The organism is Pantoea sp. LS15 (genome assembly GCF_012241585.1).
Taxonomy (GTDB): Bacteria; Pseudomonadota; Gammaproteobacteria; order Enterobacterales; family Enterobacteriaceae; genus Enterobacter.
On the sequence record NZ_JAAVXA010000010.1, the window covers coordinates 1 to 17,457 of the forward strand.

The following is a 17,457-nucleotide window of genomic DNA, read 5'->3' on the forward strand; positions in this document are numbered from 1 at the left end:
TGCTATGAAGTGTGGTGGTACAGCACGAAAGTGGGGGTGATCGACCTGAGGAAACAGTCGATCACCATGGGTAAAGGATGTTAAAAAGTGTTCACTATGTCCCCGAACACCTGTCTACCATGTCCCCGGACTGTACAGAGGGAGAGGGCGGGGTGAGGGGGAACATACGGCTCTGGTGGTCATTCCGTTCACTTTATGTTCATTGCTACTCTGTAACAGCATGACCTGTGAACGTGCCAGGGCGGCTCAATCGCCGCCGCCCTGGCGACCCGGGCTCCCGGCGGTAAATCGCCGCTTCGCGGTACCCTCAGCTTATTCCTTCAGGCTATCGGGTCGGGCATGAGCCTGCATCCCTGCAGGCCACGCCCTCTCGGCGCATCCCTGCGCCTCGCCCCGGCCTTACGGAAACGCTTCGGCGATTTACAGCCGGACCAGGGCGTCGCTGTAAGCCATTAATTTTACTGATGCAACATTCATCGCTTCAGGTAAAAAATTACTGGGGATTCCTCAGCCCTGAAAGGGAGAAGGGATACGTTTCCTCCCAAATTCAACAACCTGTGATCTCCGTCGGCGCATTCGCTTGACGACAAATTGAGCGCATGTTAACAGAATGTTTTGCCTTTATTTGGCCCGTCAGATAAGGAACATTCATGTTACGGTACAGTCTCTTAACCGCCGGGCTGATGCTCGGCGCCTCAGCGTTTGCCGCTCCGGCAGGCGATCTCCCTCTGATGCCCTGGCCTGCCAAGGTCGAACGCCCGACAACCCAGGGCACGCTGGTGCTCAGCAACAACGTTTCCATTAGCGTCAGTGGGGACGATCTCGGTGACGCCGTCAACCGCCTTCGCCAGCGTATCGCCCTGCAAACCGGCTGGACGCTCCAGCCGCAGGCTGAAAAGCCGGAAAAACCGACCATCCGCATTGCCATCGCCAGAAAGGTCAAGCCACAGCCACTGCCGGACAGCGATGAAAGCTATAAGCTGACGGTGGACGCCAACGGCGTCGATATCTCCGCCAATACCCGTTTCGGCGCATTGCGCGCCATGGAAACCCTGCTCCAGCTGATGCAGAACGGAGCGGAAAACACCTCGCTGCCGTGGGTTACCATTGATGATTCGCCGCGCTTCCCGTGGCGCGGGCTGCTGCTCGATTCGGCGCGTCACTTTATTCCGCTGGCGGATATCAAGCGTCAGATCGACGGTATGGCTGCCGCAAAACTTAACGTATTGCACTGGCACCTGACCGACGATCAGGGCTGGCGCTTCAGCTCGACGCGTTATCCTAAGCTCACTCAACTTGCCAGCGACGGGCTGTTTTACACACCTGAACAGATGCGCGATGTCGTTCGCTATGCGACCGAGCGCGGTATTCGTGTGGTGCCAGAGATCGACATGCCAGGCCACGCGTCGGCCATTGCCGTGGCTTACCCGGAACTGATGAGTGCACCGGGGCCATACAAAATGGAGCGTAACTGGGGCGTGCTTAAGCCGGTACTGGATCCCACTAAAGACGCAACCTATGCCTTTGCCGATGCGATGGTCAGCGAACTGGCAGCGATCTTCCCCGATCCGTGCCTGCACATCGGCGGTGATGAGGTGGATGACAGTCAGTGGAAAGCGAACCCGGCCATTCAACAGTTTATGCGCGATCACAAACTGGCGGACAGCCACGCATTGCAGGCGTATTTCAACCGCAAGCTGGAAACGATCCTTGAAAAACATCACCGCCAGATGGTCGGCTGGGACGAGATTTTCCACCCGGATCTGCCAAAAAGTATTCTGATTCAATCCTGGCAAGGGCAGGACGCGCTGGGGCAGGTGGCACAAAGCGGTTACAAAGGTATTCTCTCGACGGGCTTCTATCTCGACCAGCCTCAGTCCACGGCCTATCACTATCGCAATGAAATCGTCCCGCAGGGATTAAACGGTGTGGATGTGATTGCCGATACCGACAGCGTCCAGAGTTGGGCCTTCTCCATGCCACGTCTGAAAGGTAAGCCGGTAGAGGGGAGCTTTACCCTGGTGAAAGGGGAATCTGGCTGGCGCGGGTTTATTGATTTCGCCGGGAAGTCCCGTCGCGCGGTGCAGGATATTGAATGGCGTGATGACAGCCAGGTGACGTTTACCGTTGATACCTGGATGGGCGAAACGCGGCCAGTGGTTTCCGTTGATAACGACAAGCTGAGTGGTTATTTCCTTGTGGGGAATACGCGCTACCCGATTAGCGGCGCGCGTCTGGACGACGTGCCGAAAGGCATTCCGCCTGTCGTGCCGGACGTAGCGAATCAGGCCAACCTGCTCGGTGGTGAAGCCGCGCTGTGGGCGGAAAACGTGGTGGCACCGGTGCTGGATATCCGCCTGTGGCCGCGTACTTTTGCGGTGGCGGAGCGGCTGTGGTCCGCGCAGGACGTCAACGATGTCGACAACATGTATACCCGTCTGCAGGCAATGGACAGCTGGTCGACGGTATCGGTCGGGTTGCAGCAGCATACCCAGCAGCAGGTGCAGTTCACGCGGCTGGCGAACAATGCCGACACCTTGCCGCTGCAAATCCTCGCCCAGGCGGTAGAGCCTGCACAGTATTACACGCGTCAACATCTGAAGTTCCAGGCCGGAAACTATCATCAGTTTGAGCCGCTTAACCGGTTCGCTGATGCGCTAAACGCCGAAAGCACCACCGTGCGCCAGATGAACAAATGGGCTGACCGTCTGGTCAGCGATGCAGAAGACACGGAAAGTGCTGACGCGCTGCGTCACGTCTTCAACCGCTGGCAGAGCAACACCAGCGATGCGCTGGCGTTAAGCGAAAATAGCTACCAGTTGCAGGCGATGAAACCGGTGATCCAGGAGGTAGACAAGCTTGCCTCCATTGGTCTGAGGCTGACGGATCTGGTGGCCCGTCAGGGGACGCTGGATGATAAGGAGATTGCGTCGATTCAACGCGAGCTGGATAACGCGGCGAAGGTTCAGGATGAAGTGGTGATTGCGGCGGTTTATCCGCTGGAGACGCTGCTGCGCGCGACGCGCAACCAATAGCAGGCAACAAAAAAGGCAGCCAGGCTGCCTTTTTTATCGCAAAAGCGAATTAGCGACGAACCGCAATCGCTTCAATTTCGATTTTCACGTCTTTTGGCAGACGTGCAACTTCCACGCAGGAGCGCGCCGGGAATGTCGCGTTGTGCTCGGTGAAGAAGGCTTCGTAAGTGGCGTTAACGGTCGCGAAATCGTTAAGATCTTTCACGAAAACGGTGGTTTTCACGATATCGCCAACTTTCAGACCGGCAGATTCCACAATTGCCTGCACGTTTTCCAGCGACTGACGCGCCTGTGCCGCCACGTCTTCCGGCACAGCGCCGGTTTTCGGGTTCACCGGGATCTGGCCAGAGGTAATAATCATGCTACCCAGATCAACGCCCTGAACGTATGGGCCGATAGCCGCTGGTGCATTTTCCGTCGCGAGTACTTTGGTCATGATTTCTCCAGAATAACAGCTGATTAAATGTTCCCGGCCATTATAGGGAGGCCGTGATCCTTTACCAACCTCAATTAGTTGGCCAGCACCACATAATGAGAAAACTCTTTTTCGCAGTATTTGCATTTGAGTGCGATGTCATCAGCGCGTTTTTTCACTGCAAAACTGGAAGAAACCGGCTCAGCATGACTGATGCAGTTGCTGTTCGGGCAGACCAGCACGCTTTCGATGCGCTCCGGCAGGCTCGGACGGGATTTGCCGACCACTTCATATTCGTCGATGCGGTTGACGGTGGCGTCCGGCGCATACAGGGACAGCTGGTTCACCTGCTCATCGGTCAGGAAAGTGTTCTCAATCTTGATCAGATCTTTACGACCCATCTCACCTGACGGCAGATTCAGGCCGATGGTGATGCGCTGGTCAGTCTCGGTCAGTTTGAACAGCGTCAGTAGCTTAAAGCCCACCTGTGCAGGGATGTGGTCAATCACAGTGCCACGCTTGATGGCTTCAACCTGGAGTTTGTTATCGTGTGTCATTGTCGTTTCCCCTTACAGAGCCAATTCGCGATTCAGAACCAGTGCCAGTAACGCCTGGCGGGCGAAAATACCGTTTCCGGCCTGCTGGAAATACCAGGCGTGCGGCGTTTTATCCACGTCGGTGGTGATTTCATCAATACGTGGCAGCGGGTGCAGCACTTTCATGTTGTCGCGTGCGCCCTCAAGGTCGCTGGCGCGCAGCACGAATTGCGCCTTCACGTTGGCATACTCGGACGGGTCCAGACGCTCTTTCTGCACGCGGGTCATGTACAGAATATCGACGTGGCTCATCACCTCTTCGATGCTCGCATGCAGGCTCCACTGAATGCCTTTCTCGTCCAGCATGTCGAGAATGTACTGCGGCATCGCCAGCGCGTCCGGGGCGATGAAGAAGAAACGGTTGCCGTTAAACTTCGCCAGCGCCTGGGTCAGTGAGTGGACGGTACGGCCATATTTCAGGTCGCCGACCATCGCGATGTTCAGGTTTTCAAGCGTGCCCTGGGTTTCCTGAATGGTGAACAGATCCAGCAGGGTCTGCGTCGGGTGCTGGTTGGCACCATCTCCTGCGTTCAGCACCGGAATGCCACCGGAAAACTCGGTCGCCAGACGCGCCGCCCCTTCCTGTGGGTGACGCATGACAATCGCGTCGACGTAAGTACTGATAACTGAAATGGTATCCGCCAGCGTTTCGCCTTTTTTACCCAGCGACGTGTTGCTGCTGTCTGAGAAGCCGACCACGCTTGCGCCCAGGCGGTGCATGGACGTTTCAAAGGAGAGGCGCGTACGGGTAGAGGCTTCAAAGAAGCAGCTCGCAATCACCTTGTGCTTCAGCAGCTCCGGTTGCGGATTAGCTTTCAGTTTTGCCGCGGTTTCCAGAACCAGTTCCAGCTCTTCGCGGCTGAGGTCATTTATGGAAATGATGTGTTTTTGATAAAGCGGATTCATGTTTATCTCCTGACGCCGGGCAAAAAAAAGCCCCTCAAATGAGGGGCTCTGGGAATAGGTTTAGCAACGGGAAGAAAAACGGCAGGCCAGCGTCTGATTTCAGACGCGGTAAGACGTTATGTCGTACACGCTTGACCATGCTTCCTCCCGGCAAATTGTCGGGCATTATACGCACCCCGATTTTCGGATCAAGCGATTTAATGCACGCTTTACTCAATGCAAACGGTTCTTTGTGAATATTAATTCGTTCTGAGTAAATAATTAATTTGCTTATGCACCAGCGCGGTACGCTTCACCACCCGGGGAGCGACCCAGACGATACTGCTGCCGGCCACCACACCTAAAATTTCCGGTAACTGGTGGTAATCCAGAATACGCGCCACCGCGCGGCCATATCCGGCGACAGTATGAATGAGGATAAACTCGCTATTGTGCTCCACGCTCACCACCATTTCAGAAACGGTACGCGCGGCATCGGGGGCAGGGCGCAGTTGGGGATTCAACGAATAAATCTTTAGCCCTTTGGCATTTCGAATTTTTATGACGCCGAGCAATTTCAGCAGGCGCGAAACGGTCGACTGGCTGATGCTGTCAAACCCTCTCTCCTGCAAATCGCGACGAATTTCTTCCTGTGAAAGATAGCTCTTTTCGGCGATGAGACGCTGGCACACCGTTAGCTGCAGTTGTTCTTTGGGAGAGTACGCTTCGTAATCCATCATGTTTCCCATATCAGTTCCTGAAATAACCGGTGGCACTGCACCGATCCGTAAGCCGGATAAGCGCAGTGCCATCCGGCAAATCACAACAAGGCACCCAGGCTTAGCGCCACCATAATCACCACCGTCAGGATCGCCAGCAGCGGCGCAACCCATTTCAGGTAGCGCACGTAAGGCACACGGGCGATAGCCAGCCCGCCCATCACCACCGCTGAGGTTGGCGTGACCAGGTTAACGATGCCGGAGGCCGACTGGTAAGCCGTAACTACCAGGTCGCGGTTGACGTTAGCGAAATCGGCTAGTGGTGCCATGATCGGCATCGTCAGTACGGCCAGGCCGGACGAAGAAGGCACAAGAAACGACAGAACAACTTCCAGCCAGTACATCACGTTGATAAACGCCACCGTGGACAACCCGCTGACCAGACCTTCCGCGCTGTGCAAAATGGTGTGGGTAATCATGCCCTTATCCATGATGACTACGATACCGCGCGCAATACCGATAATCAGCGCGACACCCAGCAAATCTCGCGCACCGTTGATAAAGGTTGAGGTAAGCTCCTCTTCACTCATTCGGGCGATAAGCCCCACGATAATGGCGCTGGCGAGAAACACCGCCGAGATCTCTGCCATCCACCACCCCAGCACCGCCACGCCGTAGATCATCACCGCGAAGGCGAGGGCGAAGATCACCAGAATGATTTTGCGCACCGGGGTAAATTCCAGCGACTGCTCTCCCTTGTTGCCGAGGAAATGGGCGCGATTCTCTTCCTGTTTGTCTGCGACGATAGAGAGAGACGGATCCTGACGAACTTTACGGGCGTAGCGCATCACCCATGCCACGCAGATGATCCAGCCGATCACCAGCAGCGCCACGCGCAGGGCGATACCGTGGGTGAAGGGGATCCCGGCGGCGTTGGCGGCGATCACCGTGGCAAACGGGTTAATGGTGGAACCGAGCGTGCCGATCCCCGCCCCGAGCAGCACGGTAGAGGCGGCAACCACCGGGTCAAAACGGGCGGCCAGCATGACGGGCACCAGCAAGGTATAGAAAGGCAGCGACTCTTCGGCCATGCCGTAGATCGTGCCACCTGCGGCAAACAACGCCATCAGGATCGGGATCATCCACTCTTCGCGTCCGCGCAGGCGGGTCGTTACACGTTCGATCCCGGCGTCAATTGCCCCGGTTTTGGTGACGATCCCGAGAAAACCCCCGATGATCAGGATAAACAGCGCCACGTCGATCGCCCCGGCCTGACCGGACACGGGATCGTACAGCCCGGCGATGGGGGCCATCAGGACGGAAATCAGCCCCTGCGGGTGCGCCGCAACGTGCGCGTACGTTCCGGCAATCGGGACTTCTTTGCCAAGGGTTTCATTCATCGCCATCTGGTACTGACCGGCCGGAACAACCCAGCTCAGCGCCGCCACAACGGCTATCAGAAAAAAGAGAATGGTGTAAGCGGAGGGAAACTTGAACTTGCCCATGATGTTCTCCTGAACCCGGCGCACCCCGCGGCGCGCCGGGCGGTGATTAGTCGCCGAGTGTCGCCACCATGACCGCTTTAATGGTGTGCATGCGGTTTTCTGCTTCGTCGAAGACGATGGAGTTCGGTGATTCGAAGACCTCTTCCGTCACCTCCAGCCCCTTCAGCCCGTAGGCCATCTCGATCTCGCGGCCCACTTTGGTGTGCTCGTTGTGGAATGCCGGCAGGCAGTGCATAAACTTGACGTTCGGGTTGCCGGTGGCCTTCATCACGTCCGCGTTGATTTGATATGGTTTCATCAGGCTGACGCGCTCGGCCCAGGCCTCCTTCGGCTCGCCCATCGAGACCCACACGTCGGTGTAGAGGAAATCGGTGCCCTGCACGCCTTCTTCCACGTCGTCGGTCAGCGTGATGCGCGCGCCCGTCTCTTTGGCAATGGCGCGGCACTGCTCAACCAGCCCCGCTTCCGGCCAGAAAGATTTCGGTGCCACGAGGCGGATATCCATCCCCATCTTCGCCGCGCCGACCATCAGCGAGTTGCCCATGTTGTTTCGCGCATCCCCGAGGTAGGCAAAGCTCAGCTCCGGCAGGGTTTTGCCTGGCGCATGCTCCAGCATGGTCATCAGGTCAGCGAGGATTTGGGTCGGGTGAAACTCATCAGTCAGACCGTTCCACACCGGTACGCCCGCGTACTCGCCCAACTCTTCAACGATGGCCTGGCCGTAGCCGCGATACTCAATGCCGTCGTACATACGGCCCAGCACGCGGGCGGTGTCTTTCATCGACTCTTTATGGCCGATCTGCGAGCCGCTTGGGCCGAGATAAGTGACCTGTGCGCCCTGGTCAAATGCGCCGACTTCAAAGGCGCAGCGGGTACGGGTGGAGGTTTTTTCAAAGATCAGGGCGATGTTTTTCCCGACCAGGGTTTGCTTTTCGCGTCCGGCTTTTTTAGCGGCCTTGAGTTCGATGGCAAGGTCGATCAGGTACTGGATCTCTGCCGGGGTGTAGTCCAGCAGTTTCAGGAAGTTGCGGCTTTTCAGGTTGATGGTCATGGGTAAATCCTTTTTAAATTGTTAGCTGTCTGATGCCCTCACCCCGGCCCTCTCCCTCCGGGAGAGGGTTAGGGTGAGGGGAAAACGACTCAGTTACGAATCAACGTGCCTTTCTCGCCCGCGAGGATCTCCGCGCCGTCAGCCAGCGCACCGATCCCGGCAATCCCGTTGCAGGTTTCAACAAACTCGCGGCAGGCGGCCACTTTTGGTCCCATCGAACCGGCGTCGAACTGCATGCCTCTGAGCAGTTCCGGCGTCACCTGTGCCAGCGGGCGCTGGGTCGGTTTGCCCCAGTCGAGATACACCGCGTCGGCATCGGTGAGGATCAGCAGGGCATCGGCCTCGATCTGGCGCGCCAGCAGCGCGGCGGAGAGGTCTTTGTCGATCACCGCTTCAATGCCGTGATAACCGTTGGCGTTTTCCACCACCGGAACCCCGCCGCCACCGTTACAGATCACCAGGTGATCGCGCTGGATAAGCGCCGTAATCGCGTCACTCTCAACGATGCGTTTGGGTTGCGGGGAAGGAACGACGCGGCGGAAGTAGCTGCCGTCGGCCTTAAACACCCAGCCTTTTTCCGCAGCCAGCGTTTTCGCCTGAGCTTCGCTGTACACCGGGCCGATATACTTGGTCGGGTTGCTGAACGCCGGGTCGGCGGCGTCCACCTCTACCTGGGTGAGCAGCACGCTCACTTCGCGCTGGGGAAGATTGTTTTTCAGCGCCTGCTGGAGCATGTAGCCGATCATCCCCTGGCTTTCGGCACCGAGAACGTCCAGCGGGTAGGGCGTGACTTTGTCGTAGGCGCTGTTCTGCAATGCCAGCAGCCCGACCTGCGGACCGTTGCCGTGAACCAGTACCACGCGCCATTGCTCCGTCAGCCCGGCGATGGTACGGGCGGCCTGCTCGATGTTCTGGCGCTGGATCTCCGCTTCCAGCGGTTCGCCGCGTTTCAGTAACGCGTTACCGCCAAGCGCCACAACCAGAGTGGGTTTTCGTTCCATGATGACTCCTTTAAATTCCGTCACGTTCCAGTGGGCAGCTCATGCAGCGTGCGCCGCCGCGACCGCGTCCGAGTTCGTCACCCGGGATCGGCAGCACGGTGATGCCCGCTTTGTCGTACTTCTCGTTGGTCCAGACATTGCGCTCGTAACCAATCACCACGCCCGGGCGGATGGTCAGAACGTTATTGGCGTCGTTCCACTGTTCACGTTCGGCCTCAAAGGCATCGCCGCCGGTGGTGATCAGGCGCACCTGGTTAATGCCGAGGGCTTTTTCGATGGCGTGGAGCAGGTCGGTTTCCTGAGTACGCAGCAGACCGCCGCGTCCGTCCGGGGTGAGCGTCCAGCACTGGGCATCTTTGCGCACCACTTCCGGGTAGACTGAGAAGGTGTCCACGTCGATGTGGGTCATCACGGTGTCGAGGTGCATGCAGGAGCGGTGTTTTGGCAATTCGACGGCAATCACACGTTCGGCCTGGCGGTGTTTAAACAGGCTGTTGGCGAGAAACTCCACGCCCTGCGGGGTGGTGCGTTCTGACATGCCAATTAATACCGCGCCGCGTCCAATCACTAATACATCGCCACCTTCTAATGTCGCGTGATCGTAATTAATATTTTCGTCGCCGAAATACTTAATAAAATCACCGTCGGCAAACGCAGGATGCCAGCGATATATGGCTCGCAGGTTATTGGTTTCACGCTGACGAGCCGGTTTAGCCATTGGGTTAATGGACACACCGTTATAAATCCAGCAGGAAGTGTCGCGGGTAAATAAATGGTTAGGCAGCGGCTTCATGATAAAATCATTCGCCGTGTGGGTATCCACTACCATATTTTTAATGGCTGCCGGAATTTCACCGTAGGTTAATCCGCCGCTTAACCGGCGCGCCAGTTCACGGTGCGGCATATCCGCCAGCCAGCCGCGCACATCACCTGCAAAGGTTGGCCCGAGGCGGTAATCAGAGATTTGGGTTTCGAGAAGCCAGGCTTTTGCTTCTGCAATATCAAGCGTTTGAGTGAGAAGGTCGGTCAACAGCAGGACTTCCACACCCTGCTCGCGCAGTGTGTTTGCGAAAATATCATGCTCTTCACCCGCCCGTTCAACCGAGAGCACATCATCGAAGAGTAATTCCTGACAGTTCGACGGCGTTAAACGTTTCAGACTTAAATTTGGACGGTGCAGCATAACGCTACGCAATTGACCAATTTCAGAACCGACATAATGCTTTTCCATAATTATTCCTTTAACTGTTTTTCAGAATAAAAAGGGCATGCGCCATGTGATGTGATTATTTCCATGGCGGCTAAGCTCAATTGATTTCGAGGTTCATACTAGGCGGTTAAATAATCCGTATTGTGATATTGCTCACGTGAAACCGGATATTAAACGGTTTGTTTTCATTTGCATGATTCGCATCAGATAATGATTAATTGGATATAATTGCCGGGTGAATAGCTAAGCAGGATACGCTGGGGTTATTTGGAATTGTTATTATTTTGTGGAATTTAATCATTTGAAATGATTTGTTATATCGTTGATTTTAAATGAATAAAAAACATTAACGGAATGGCTATGCAGTATTGGCAATTAACTATTTTTAACTTAAGGAAAATCAATAAATAATTATGGGATTTAATAGCAAATTATCAAAATGATAAAGTGTGAGCCTGGAGAGAGTTTTGTTGTTAACGCCATACGATCAGTGAGTTAGCGCGATGCCGTGACAATGAAGATCTGAGGTTATGCATAACGACTGCATAAATGCCTGCGAGGGCTTAACAGCAAATTAACACATTTCCCGATAAACATGCGCTGGCGCAAAACCTGTCGAGAAAGCGGTGGTAGGGCAGTGAGAATTCTCGTATAAAAGATGAAAATGAAACGATGTTTTATATTGAGAGTTTGTTTATGCTTATCGGCAACATCCACCATCTGCAATCCTGGCTCCCTGACGAATTGCGCCAGTCCATTGAACACGTTAAAGCCCACGTCACCGATGCCACTCCACTGGGCAAGCATGATATCGACGGTAACAACCTGTTTTATCTGGTCTCTGAAGACATGACCCAGCCGTTCGCCGAGCGCCGCGCCGAGTACCACGCGCGTTATCTGGATATCCAGATCATTATGAAGGGGCAAGAAGGGATGACCTTCAGCACCCTGCCGCACGGAACACCGGACACCGACTGGCTGGCGGATAAAGACATCGCGTTTCTGCCGGAAGGTGAGCAGGAGAAAACGGTGGTGCTGAGCGAAGGGGATTTTGTGGTGTTCTGGCCGGGCGAAGTGCACAAGCCGCTGTGCGCGGTGGGGGCGCCTGCTAAGGTCAGGAAAGTGGTCGTTAAAATGCTGGTGGAGTAATTTTCCCTCACTCCAGGGGAGAGGTGTAAAAGTGCCCTCTCCCGGTGGGCTGAGGGATCCCCACAAAATAATACCAGCACGGACAACCCCCTCTCCCTTGAGGGAGAGGGCGGGGTGAGGGGGAACATACGGCAGCGGAGGTTATTCCGTTCACTTTATGTACCTTGCTACTCTGTAAGGTCATCACCTGTGAACGTGCCATGGCGGCTCAATCGCCGCCGCCCTGGCGACCCGGGCTCCCGGCGGTAAATCGCCGCTTCGCGGTACCTTCGGCTTATTCCTTCCGGCTTGTCGGGGACGGGCGGAGGAAACGTCCATGTAAAGCCCGCCCTCTCGGCGCATCCCTGCGCCTCGCCCCGGCCTGCAGGAAACGCCTCAGCGATTTACAGCCGGACCAGAACATCGCTGTAAGCCGTTAATTTTCCTGAAGCTATATTCTTCGCTTTTGGTTAAAAAATTACTGGGGATTCCTCACCCCGGTGGGAGAGGGCCAGGGTGAGGTCATCAGGCAGCAGAGGACTCAACCCACAAGCGTCGCCACCATCACCGCCTTAATCGTATGCATCCGGTTTTCCGCCTGGTCGAACACAATGCTCGCCGCCGACTCAAACACCTCGTCCGTTACTTCCATCCCGCCGTGCAGATCGAACTCTTTCGCCATCTGCTTGCCGAGGGTAGTCTGGTCGTCATGAAACGCCGGCAGACAGTGCAGAAACTTCACGTTCGGGTTGCCGGTCAGCGCCATCATCTGGCTGTTCACCTGATAGCTCCGCAGCAACGCAATCCGCTCCGCCCACTTCTCTTTTGCTTCGCCCATCGACACCCAGACGTCGGTGTAGATGAAGTCCGCACCTTTCACGCCTGCTGCCACATCTTCCGTCAGGGTGATTTTCCCGCCGTTCTTCGCGGCCAGCGCGCTGCACTCCGCCACCAGGCTCTCTTCCGGCCAGCAGGCTTTCGGAGCGACCAGACGCAGATCCAGCCCGGTCAGCGCCGCCGCTTCGAGCATCGAGTTGCCCATGTTGTTGCGCGCATCGCCTGCATAAACCAGCGTCATCTCGTTAAACGCTTTGCCCGGCAGGTGCTCCTGCATGGTCAGCAGGTCCGCCAGCAACTGCGTCGGGTGGAACTCGTTGGTCAGCCCGTTCCACACCGGCACGCCCGCGTACTGCGCCAGCGTTTCAACCACTTCCTGGCCGTGACCGCGATACTGAATGCCATCGTACATGCGGCCAAGCACGCGTGCGGTATCTTTAATTGATTCTTTATGCCCAATCTGGCTGCCGCTCGGCCCTAAATACGTGACGCGCGCGCCCTGGTCAAATGCGGCAACTTCGAAAGAGCATCGTGTACGGGTTGAGTCTTTTTCGAAGATGAGCGCGATGTTTTTACCGGTAAGCTTTTGTACTTCCTTGCCATTTTTTTTATCGGCTTTGAGTTGTGCGGCAAGAGTCAGCAGAGAAGTGAACTGTGCAGGGGTAAAGTCGAGTAATTTCAGAAAGTGTTTCTTGTACAAATCAGACATTTTATCCTCACATGGCGAACGCCACTTATTGAATTAAAATTCACTTTATATGTGTAATTATTCATTTGCAACCCCGTTTAACAAATCTTTCTCACAAAGGTGGAGGCAAACACGTCCGTGTGTGAAAATAGAAGTATCTGCCGCACTTTAAAGAGGATTGAGCCATGGCAAACCCGGAACACCTGGAAGAGCAACGCGAAGAGACGCGTCTGATTATTGAAGAGCTGCTGGAAGACGGTAGCGATCCGGACGCGCTGTACACCATCGAGCACCATTTCTCTGCGGATGATTTCGACGCGCTGGAAAAAATGGCGGTGGAAGCCTTCAAACTGGGTTACGAAGTGACCGAGCCGGAAGAGCTGGAAGTGGAAGAGGGCGACACCGTCATCTGCTGCGACATCCTGAGCGAAGGCGCGCTGAAGGCGGAGCTGATCGACGCACAGGTTGAACAGCTGATGAACCTGGCCGAGAAGTTCGACGTGGAATACGACGGCTGGGGAACCTACTTCGAAGATCCAAACGGTGAAGACGGCGAAGAAGGCGACGACGAAGATTACATCGACGAAGACGACGACGGCGTGCGTCACTAATAGCGTTCAAGCGGCAGTGCATGCTGCCGCTTTCAAGGTTTAAACATGGATTACCCGCAGATACTCGCCCCCGTACTCAACTTCCTCCAGTGCCCGACCCCGCAAGCATGGATTGATAAAGCCCGGGACCCGGCGAACCTGCCGCTGCTGCTCACCGACCACATGGTGTGCGAGCTCAAGGCCGCCCAGACCGCGCTGCTGCTGGTGCGCAAGTACGTCGCCGACGAAAGCGGTGCCGACGCGCTGCTCGACTGGCTCAAACCCTACGAACTGTTCACCTTCCGCGACGGCCCGGAGCCAGATTTCATCGCCCTGCACAAGCAGATTGGCAAAAGCGTGATGCCCAAAACCGACGACCCGTGGGGCCAGGCGCTTATCGACAGCATGGTGCTGCTGATCAAAGAGGAGCTGCACCACTTCTGGCAGGTGCGCGAGGCGATGCTGGCGCGCGACATTCCGTACGTTAAAATCACCGCCAGCCGCTACGCCAAAGGGATGCTGAAAGAAGTACGCACTCACGAACCGCTGACGCTGATCGACAAGCTCATCTGCGGTGCGTACATCGAAGCCCGTTCCTGCGAACGCTTCGCCGCGCTGGCCCCGTTCCTCGACGATGATTTGCAGAAGTTCTATCTCTCGCTGCTGCGCTCGGAAGCGCGCCATTATCAGGACTACCTGACGCTGGCCCAGCAGGTGAGTGAGAACGATATCTCACCACGTATAAAGCTTTTTGGCGAAATTGAAGCCACACTTATCTCGACACCGGACAACGAGTTTCGCTTCCACAGTGGCGTGCCGGTGTAAACCGGCATAGCTAAAGGATAAGGATGCGAGATGAATAAAACGTGGACCCGTATTGTCATTGTCGTCGTCGCGGCCGCCGCCGTGGCGTTCTGGGTGTACTTCGACAAACAGCGTATGCAGCGCACCCCCGAACAGCAGCTTGATACCACCCTCAACACGATGCCCGCCTGGCAGGTGATTAAAGAGCAGGAGCCCGCGTTCCAGAAACGCATCCGCGAGCAGATCCTCACCATGCAGAAAGCGGGCGAGTCTGAACAGCACATTATCGACGTCATCCAGCCGCAGATTTTGACCCTGCAGATGTCACGCCTGCAGCATGCCCCGGACGCCAACGTGGTGGAATATATGAAGGTCAACATGGAGCAGACTGCCGCCATCCAGAAGGTGAGTGACGACGCCTGTTTCCGCTTCCTCTACCCGGCGGTGAAAGGCGGCGTCAACCCGATGCGCGTGCTGGACCAACAGATGATGGCCCGCCGTATGCAGGCCGACGCCGACATGATGCGTGCAGCCTACGGCAAAAACAGCCACACCGTGACCCCGGCCGAACGCGAGGCGGCTGTCGAGGATATCCGACCCATTATGAAGGAACTTGCCGATAAGTACGGCGAGGACATCCAGCTGCTGCAGATGCCGGAGAACGCGGTGGGCAAAGAGAAGCTCTCCTGCGATATGGTGCAGGAGATGTGGGCGAAGGTGCTGGCGCTGCCGGAGCAGAAGGCGGCGAGGGTGATTCGGCTGGCGGTTTCGGAGCTGGATTGATGAAGGGCGCTGGTTTTTTGGGCACTTAGCGCGGGTTTAGCGCGTCGCCGCTTGCATGGCGGCGCGCGACAGGTATAATCCACAACGTTTACGCATCCCCTTCAGTGCCGAAGTGGCGAAATCGGTAGACGCAGTTGATTCAAAATCAACCGTAGAAATACGTGCCGGTTCGAGTCCGGCCTTCGGCACCAAGACTCATCTAGTCAGTTGTTTTTAAATAACTTTTACTTTATTTCTGCTTGTAATCGCCTAGCCTTGATTTGTCCCAACAGCTGATGACCTTGTTCTGATACGCGATAACGTGGTCTCGATGAGTTTTCGTTATAAACAGCATAGACCATTCCCTCATTCATCAAGTTGGTTACTATGTTCGCAACATTGCCAAACCCGGGAATCCCCCTTGTAGCAAGAGTGCGATCCAGTATCATCAATGTCCAGTCAATTTCTTTTTCTGCCATGACTTTCAAGACTTGAAGTTCAGTGTCAGCCAATGAATAACCCTTTGTTATCGTTATTAACTGCGTTAAGCGAGTATGGCGTTTTCCCAGGATATTTTAAGGTTTGATACCTCATTTAGTAATTCCTCATCATTTAAATCATCCTCGTCGATTAACTCAGGGTCTGAGCAGTAAGAATCGACCAATGAGAAAACTGAGTCAAAAAACCTCTGAGTGACGATATCGGCATTTTTGATATCCGATGAATCCCTGTAGGTTCGCCATGCGACGGAGTATTTTTGTTCAAAATCCGGAGCTGCAATTTGACCCAATGTAAATGCTTCAATAAGACTCAAAATCGCTGATTCATTTTGATTAAAAGACATTTCCATTACCTATTAAGTCGGTTGATTGAGTATCTGACAGCTTCCATCCGGAAATGAAGTTGCCATCTGGTTTTGTCATAACATTCAGTTTAGTTTCTGGATTATAGTAGTGATAGACATCCTGATTCCATCGATATTTACCTGTAATTCTATTGGTTAACGGATCGTCTATATGACTTTTTAACGCCTGTTCAAATGATTTTAATCCTTCTGCGTTTGGATTGCCGGGAACGTTGAAATCGACAGCATGTTTGAACTTTTTCTGTAGCTGTCGTGACTCGAAATTAACCAACGTTGAAGGGGGAGGGGAAGGTATTTTAGACAAGTTTGATAGTGTTTCTAACTCATTAGTAGGGGTTAATCTTCCGATGCCAAGTGCCGCTGCAACAGAGGCTCCGGTAATGAGTAGCCCTTTGTTATCCATGACCTGATTGTAACCTGCTGGCGCATCCCCGCCGAGTTGCTCTGCTGTCTTCTTGAATCCATCTATGTTGCCGTTATAAACGCCTCCCGCAGCCAAAAGCCTGCCCGCTGATTTACTGTTGATGGTTTTTGCTGCTTGAGCATGTTGTACGGGCTCTGACGGGCGAACGTAGTATGCCGGGCGTTTTAGTTGCTTTGATATGAGATAGCTCAGGTGGGAGTGAAGGAACAAGGGCAGATCATTTCGGAGGTTGCCGGAGGACGTCAGGACGCCCGTTAAGGCATGGCCGGTCATTTTTTTTTCCAGCAGAACGACCTTTCCAGATCTGATGTCGTCTAGTGTGTCACGGTATGCCATCCAGGGGCGTTGCCAGTGAAACTGGTGATACCGACTGACAAAATGGCTGTAGTCCTGAGGCAAATTCCACTCCTGGATGTTCCGGTTTGGTAGGGTGGTATCCGCTAGATCCCGCGCCGCATAGTCCGGGTGGATTATGTGGGGAATGTCCTCAAGGTAGATATTGTCCAGTGACTTTGCCTGATAGTGATGAAGCATAATGTCCCTTTAGCGCCATCATTGCGCATCGATTTTAAACTGACCTATGTTGAACAAAATTTTAGACTACCCTTTAGCCTATGAAAGGGGAAGTGTTAGGTGATCTCTAAGCGACTTATCAAAATGTATTCAGAGATAACTGACAAATTCTTATGTAGCGCCTCTGACAGAGGTGCCCTACAATCTCGCTCTTTAAAAATGAATGAGCACGCGATTACAGCAGGTTACGGAGAGTTAGGTTCGATTCCGGCCTTCGCAGCAAGTCATCTAATACACTTATTCACATCTAAAATCTTCATTCCAAAGGTTTACTTGGCGGTAAAAACAAATCTATCTATTTTTCCTTAATTGGTTTTTCTCTTTACTTTTTTATTTAAAAGTGGTATTTTGAAAAGTTAAATTTTATGG

Annotated in this window: 20 protein-coding genes, 1 tRNA gene and 1 pseudogene; 8 read left to right on the plus strand and 14 right to left on the minus strand. The window is 54.5% G+C overall.

The window, feature by feature from the left end; translation table 11 throughout:
• Together HED65_RS22705 and HED65_RS15000 are read left to right on the plus strand one after the other, a co-directional pair.
• Positions 1-84, plus strand: an 84-nt coding sequence (locus HED65_RS22705; RefSeq protein WP_223256819.1) for a hypothetical protein, incomplete at its 5' end; no start/stop codon positions are given.
• A gap of 566 nt (positions 85-650) precedes the next feature.
• Positions 651-3,035, plus strand: a complete 2,385-nt coding sequence (locus HED65_RS15000; RefSeq protein WP_114979158.1) for a beta-N-acetylhexosaminidase — start codon at positions 651-653, stop codon at positions 3,033-3,035.
• Between the two features lie 49 nt (positions 3,036-3,084).
• Here the strand turns inward: HED65_RS15000 and ridA are convergent, their stop codons facing one another.
• The 4 genes from ridA to HED65_RS15020 all read right to left on the minus strand — a co-directional run bounded on the left by ridA (position 3,085) and on the right by HED65_RS15020 (position 5,091).
• A complete protein-coding gene (gene ridA / locus HED65_RS15005; protein WP_014068687.1) occupies positions 3,085-3,471 on the minus strand; it encodes a 2-iminobutanoate/2-iminopropanoate deaminase in 387 nt (128 codons plus the stop codon).
• Between the two features lie 74 nt (positions 3,472-3,545).
• A complete protein-coding gene (pyrI, locus tag HED65_RS15010; protein ID WP_028016502.1) occupies positions 3,546-4,007 on the minus strand; it encodes an aspartate carbamoyltransferase regulatory subunit in 462 nt (153 codons plus the stop codon).
• A 12-nt stretch (positions 4,008-4,019) separates the two neighbouring features.
• Positions 4,020-4,952: an aspartate carbamoyltransferase gene (gene pyrB / locus HED65_RS15015; protein ID WP_025759900.1), complete on the minus strand. Its 933-nt coding sequence runs from the start codon at positions 4,950-4,952 to the stop codon at positions 4,020-4,022.
• Between the two features lie 34 nt (positions 4,953-4,986).
• Entirely contained in the window at positions 4,987-5,091 is a 105-nt protein-coding gene (locus HED65_RS15020; protein ID WP_022646880.1) for a pyrBI operon leader peptide, read from the minus strand.
• Here HED65_RS15020 and HED65_RS23035 point away from each other — a divergent pair.
• Positions 5,071-5,188, plus strand: a pseudogene (locus HED65_RS23035) (hypothetical protein). The gene HED65_RS15020 and the pseudogene HED65_RS23035 sit on opposite strands and share 21 nt — an antisense overlap.
• Positions 5,189-5,191: 3 nt before the next feature.
• On the opposite strand, the gene HED65_RS15025 reads toward HED65_RS23035, so the two are convergent.
• The 5 genes from HED65_RS15025 to arcA form a co-directional block, all read right to left on the minus strand.
• A complete protein-coding gene (locus tag HED65_RS15025; protein WP_028016503.1) occupies positions 5,192-5,671 on the minus strand; it encodes an arginine repressor in 480 nt (159 codons plus the stop codon).
• Positions 5,672-5,751: 80 nt separating this feature from the next.
• Positions 5,752-7,155 (minus strand): YfcC family protein, encoded by a 1,404-nt coding sequence (locus HED65_RS15030; RefSeq protein ID WP_114979159.1) that lies wholly within the window; start codon positions 7,153-7,155, stop codon positions 5,752-5,754.
• Positions 7,156-7,201: 46 nt separating this feature from the next.
• Positions 7,202-8,206 (minus strand): ornithine carbamoyltransferase, encoded by a 1,005-nt coding sequence (gene argF, locus HED65_RS15035; RefSeq protein ID WP_114979160.1) that lies wholly within the window; start codon positions 8,204-8,206, stop codon positions 7,202-7,204.
• Between the two features lie 89 nt (positions 8,207-8,295).
• Positions 8,296-9,207 (minus strand): carbamate kinase, encoded by a 912-nt coding sequence (arcC, locus tag HED65_RS15040; protein ID WP_114979161.1) that lies wholly within the window; start codon positions 9,205-9,207, stop codon positions 8,296-8,298.
• A gap of 10 nt (positions 9,208-9,217) precedes the next feature.
• A complete protein-coding gene (gene arcA / locus HED65_RS15045) occupies positions 9,218-10,438 on the minus strand; it encodes an arginine deiminase (RefSeq protein WP_008501384.1) in 1,221 nt (406 codons plus the stop codon).
• A gap of 675 nt (positions 10,439-11,113) precedes the next feature.
• Between arcA and HED65_RS15050 the strand changes: the two genes are divergently transcribed.
• Entirely contained in the window at positions 11,114-11,566 is a 453-nt protein-coding gene (locus tag HED65_RS15050; RefSeq protein ID WP_114979162.1) for a YhcH/YjgK/YiaL family protein, read from the plus strand.
• Positions 11,567-12,086: 520 nt separating this feature from the next.
• On the opposite strand, the gene argF (HED65_RS15055) is transcribed toward HED65_RS15050, so the two are convergent.
• Both argF (HED65_RS15055) and argL read right to left on the minus strand, forming a co-directional pair.
• Positions 12,087-13,091, minus strand: a complete 1,005-nt coding sequence (gene argF / locus HED65_RS15055; protein ID WP_114979163.1) for an ornithine carbamoyltransferase — start codon at positions 13,089-13,091, stop codon at positions 12,087-12,089.
• Positions 13,061-13,156 (minus strand): putative translational regulatory protein ArgL, encoded by a 96-nt coding sequence (gene argL, locus HED65_RS22710; RefSeq protein ID WP_213014347.1) that lies wholly within the window; start codon positions 13,154-13,156, stop codon positions 13,061-13,063. The genes argF (HED65_RS15055) and argL overlap by 31 nt, the downstream gene beginning before the upstream one ends.
• A 99-nt stretch (positions 13,157-13,255) precedes the next feature.
• Here argL and rraB point away from each other — a divergent pair, with 99 nt between their 5' ends.
• From rraB to HED65_RS15075, 4 genes are all read left to right on the plus strand, one after another.
• Positions 13,256-13,681, plus strand: coding sequence for a ribonuclease E inhibitor RraB (gene rraB, locus HED65_RS15060; protein ID WP_025759886.1), 426 nt, complete (start codon positions 13,256-13,258; stop codon positions 13,679-13,681).
• Positions 13,682-13,726: 45 nt separating this feature from the next.
• Positions 13,727-14,485, plus strand: coding sequence for a tRNA isopentenyl-2-thiomethyl-A-37 hydroxylase MiaE (miaE, locus tag HED65_RS15065; RefSeq protein ID WP_114979164.1), 759 nt, complete (start codon positions 13,727-13,729; stop codon positions 14,483-14,485).
• Positions 14,486-14,515: 30 nt separating this feature from the next.
• A complete protein-coding gene (locus HED65_RS15070) occupies positions 14,516-15,247 on the plus strand; it encodes a topoisomerase II (protein WP_114979165.1) in 732 nt (243 codons plus the stop codon).
• 106 nt (positions 15,248-15,353) lie between these two features.
• Positions 15,354-15,438 (plus strand) — tRNA-Leu (locus tag HED65_RS15075).
• Between the two features lie 33 nt (positions 15,439-15,471).
• Here HED65_RS15075 and HED65_RS15080 read toward each other — a convergent pair.
• The 3 genes from HED65_RS15080 to HED65_RS15090 all read right to left on the minus strand — a co-directional run bounded on the left by HED65_RS15080 (position 15,472) and on the right by HED65_RS15090 (position 17,049).
• Positions 15,472-15,705 (minus strand): MarR family transcriptional regulator, encoded by a 234-nt coding sequence (locus HED65_RS15080; protein WP_114979272.1) that lies wholly within the window; start codon positions 15,703-15,705, stop codon positions 15,472-15,474.
• Positions 15,706-15,770: 65 nt separating this feature from the next.
• A complete protein-coding gene (locus HED65_RS15085) occupies positions 15,771-16,070 on the minus strand; it encodes a colicin immunity domain-containing protein (protein ID WP_168112401.1) in 300 nt (99 codons plus the stop codon).
• The gene (locus tag HED65_RS15090; protein WP_114979167.1) at positions 16,060-17,049 is read right to left on the minus strand and encodes a colicin D domain-containing protein; all 990 of its coding nucleotides are present in this window, start codon (positions 17,047-17,049) and stop codon (positions 16,060-16,062) included. The genes HED65_RS15085 and HED65_RS15090 overlap by 11 nt, the downstream gene beginning before the upstream one ends.
• Positions 17,050-17,457 lie beyond the last annotated feature (408 nt).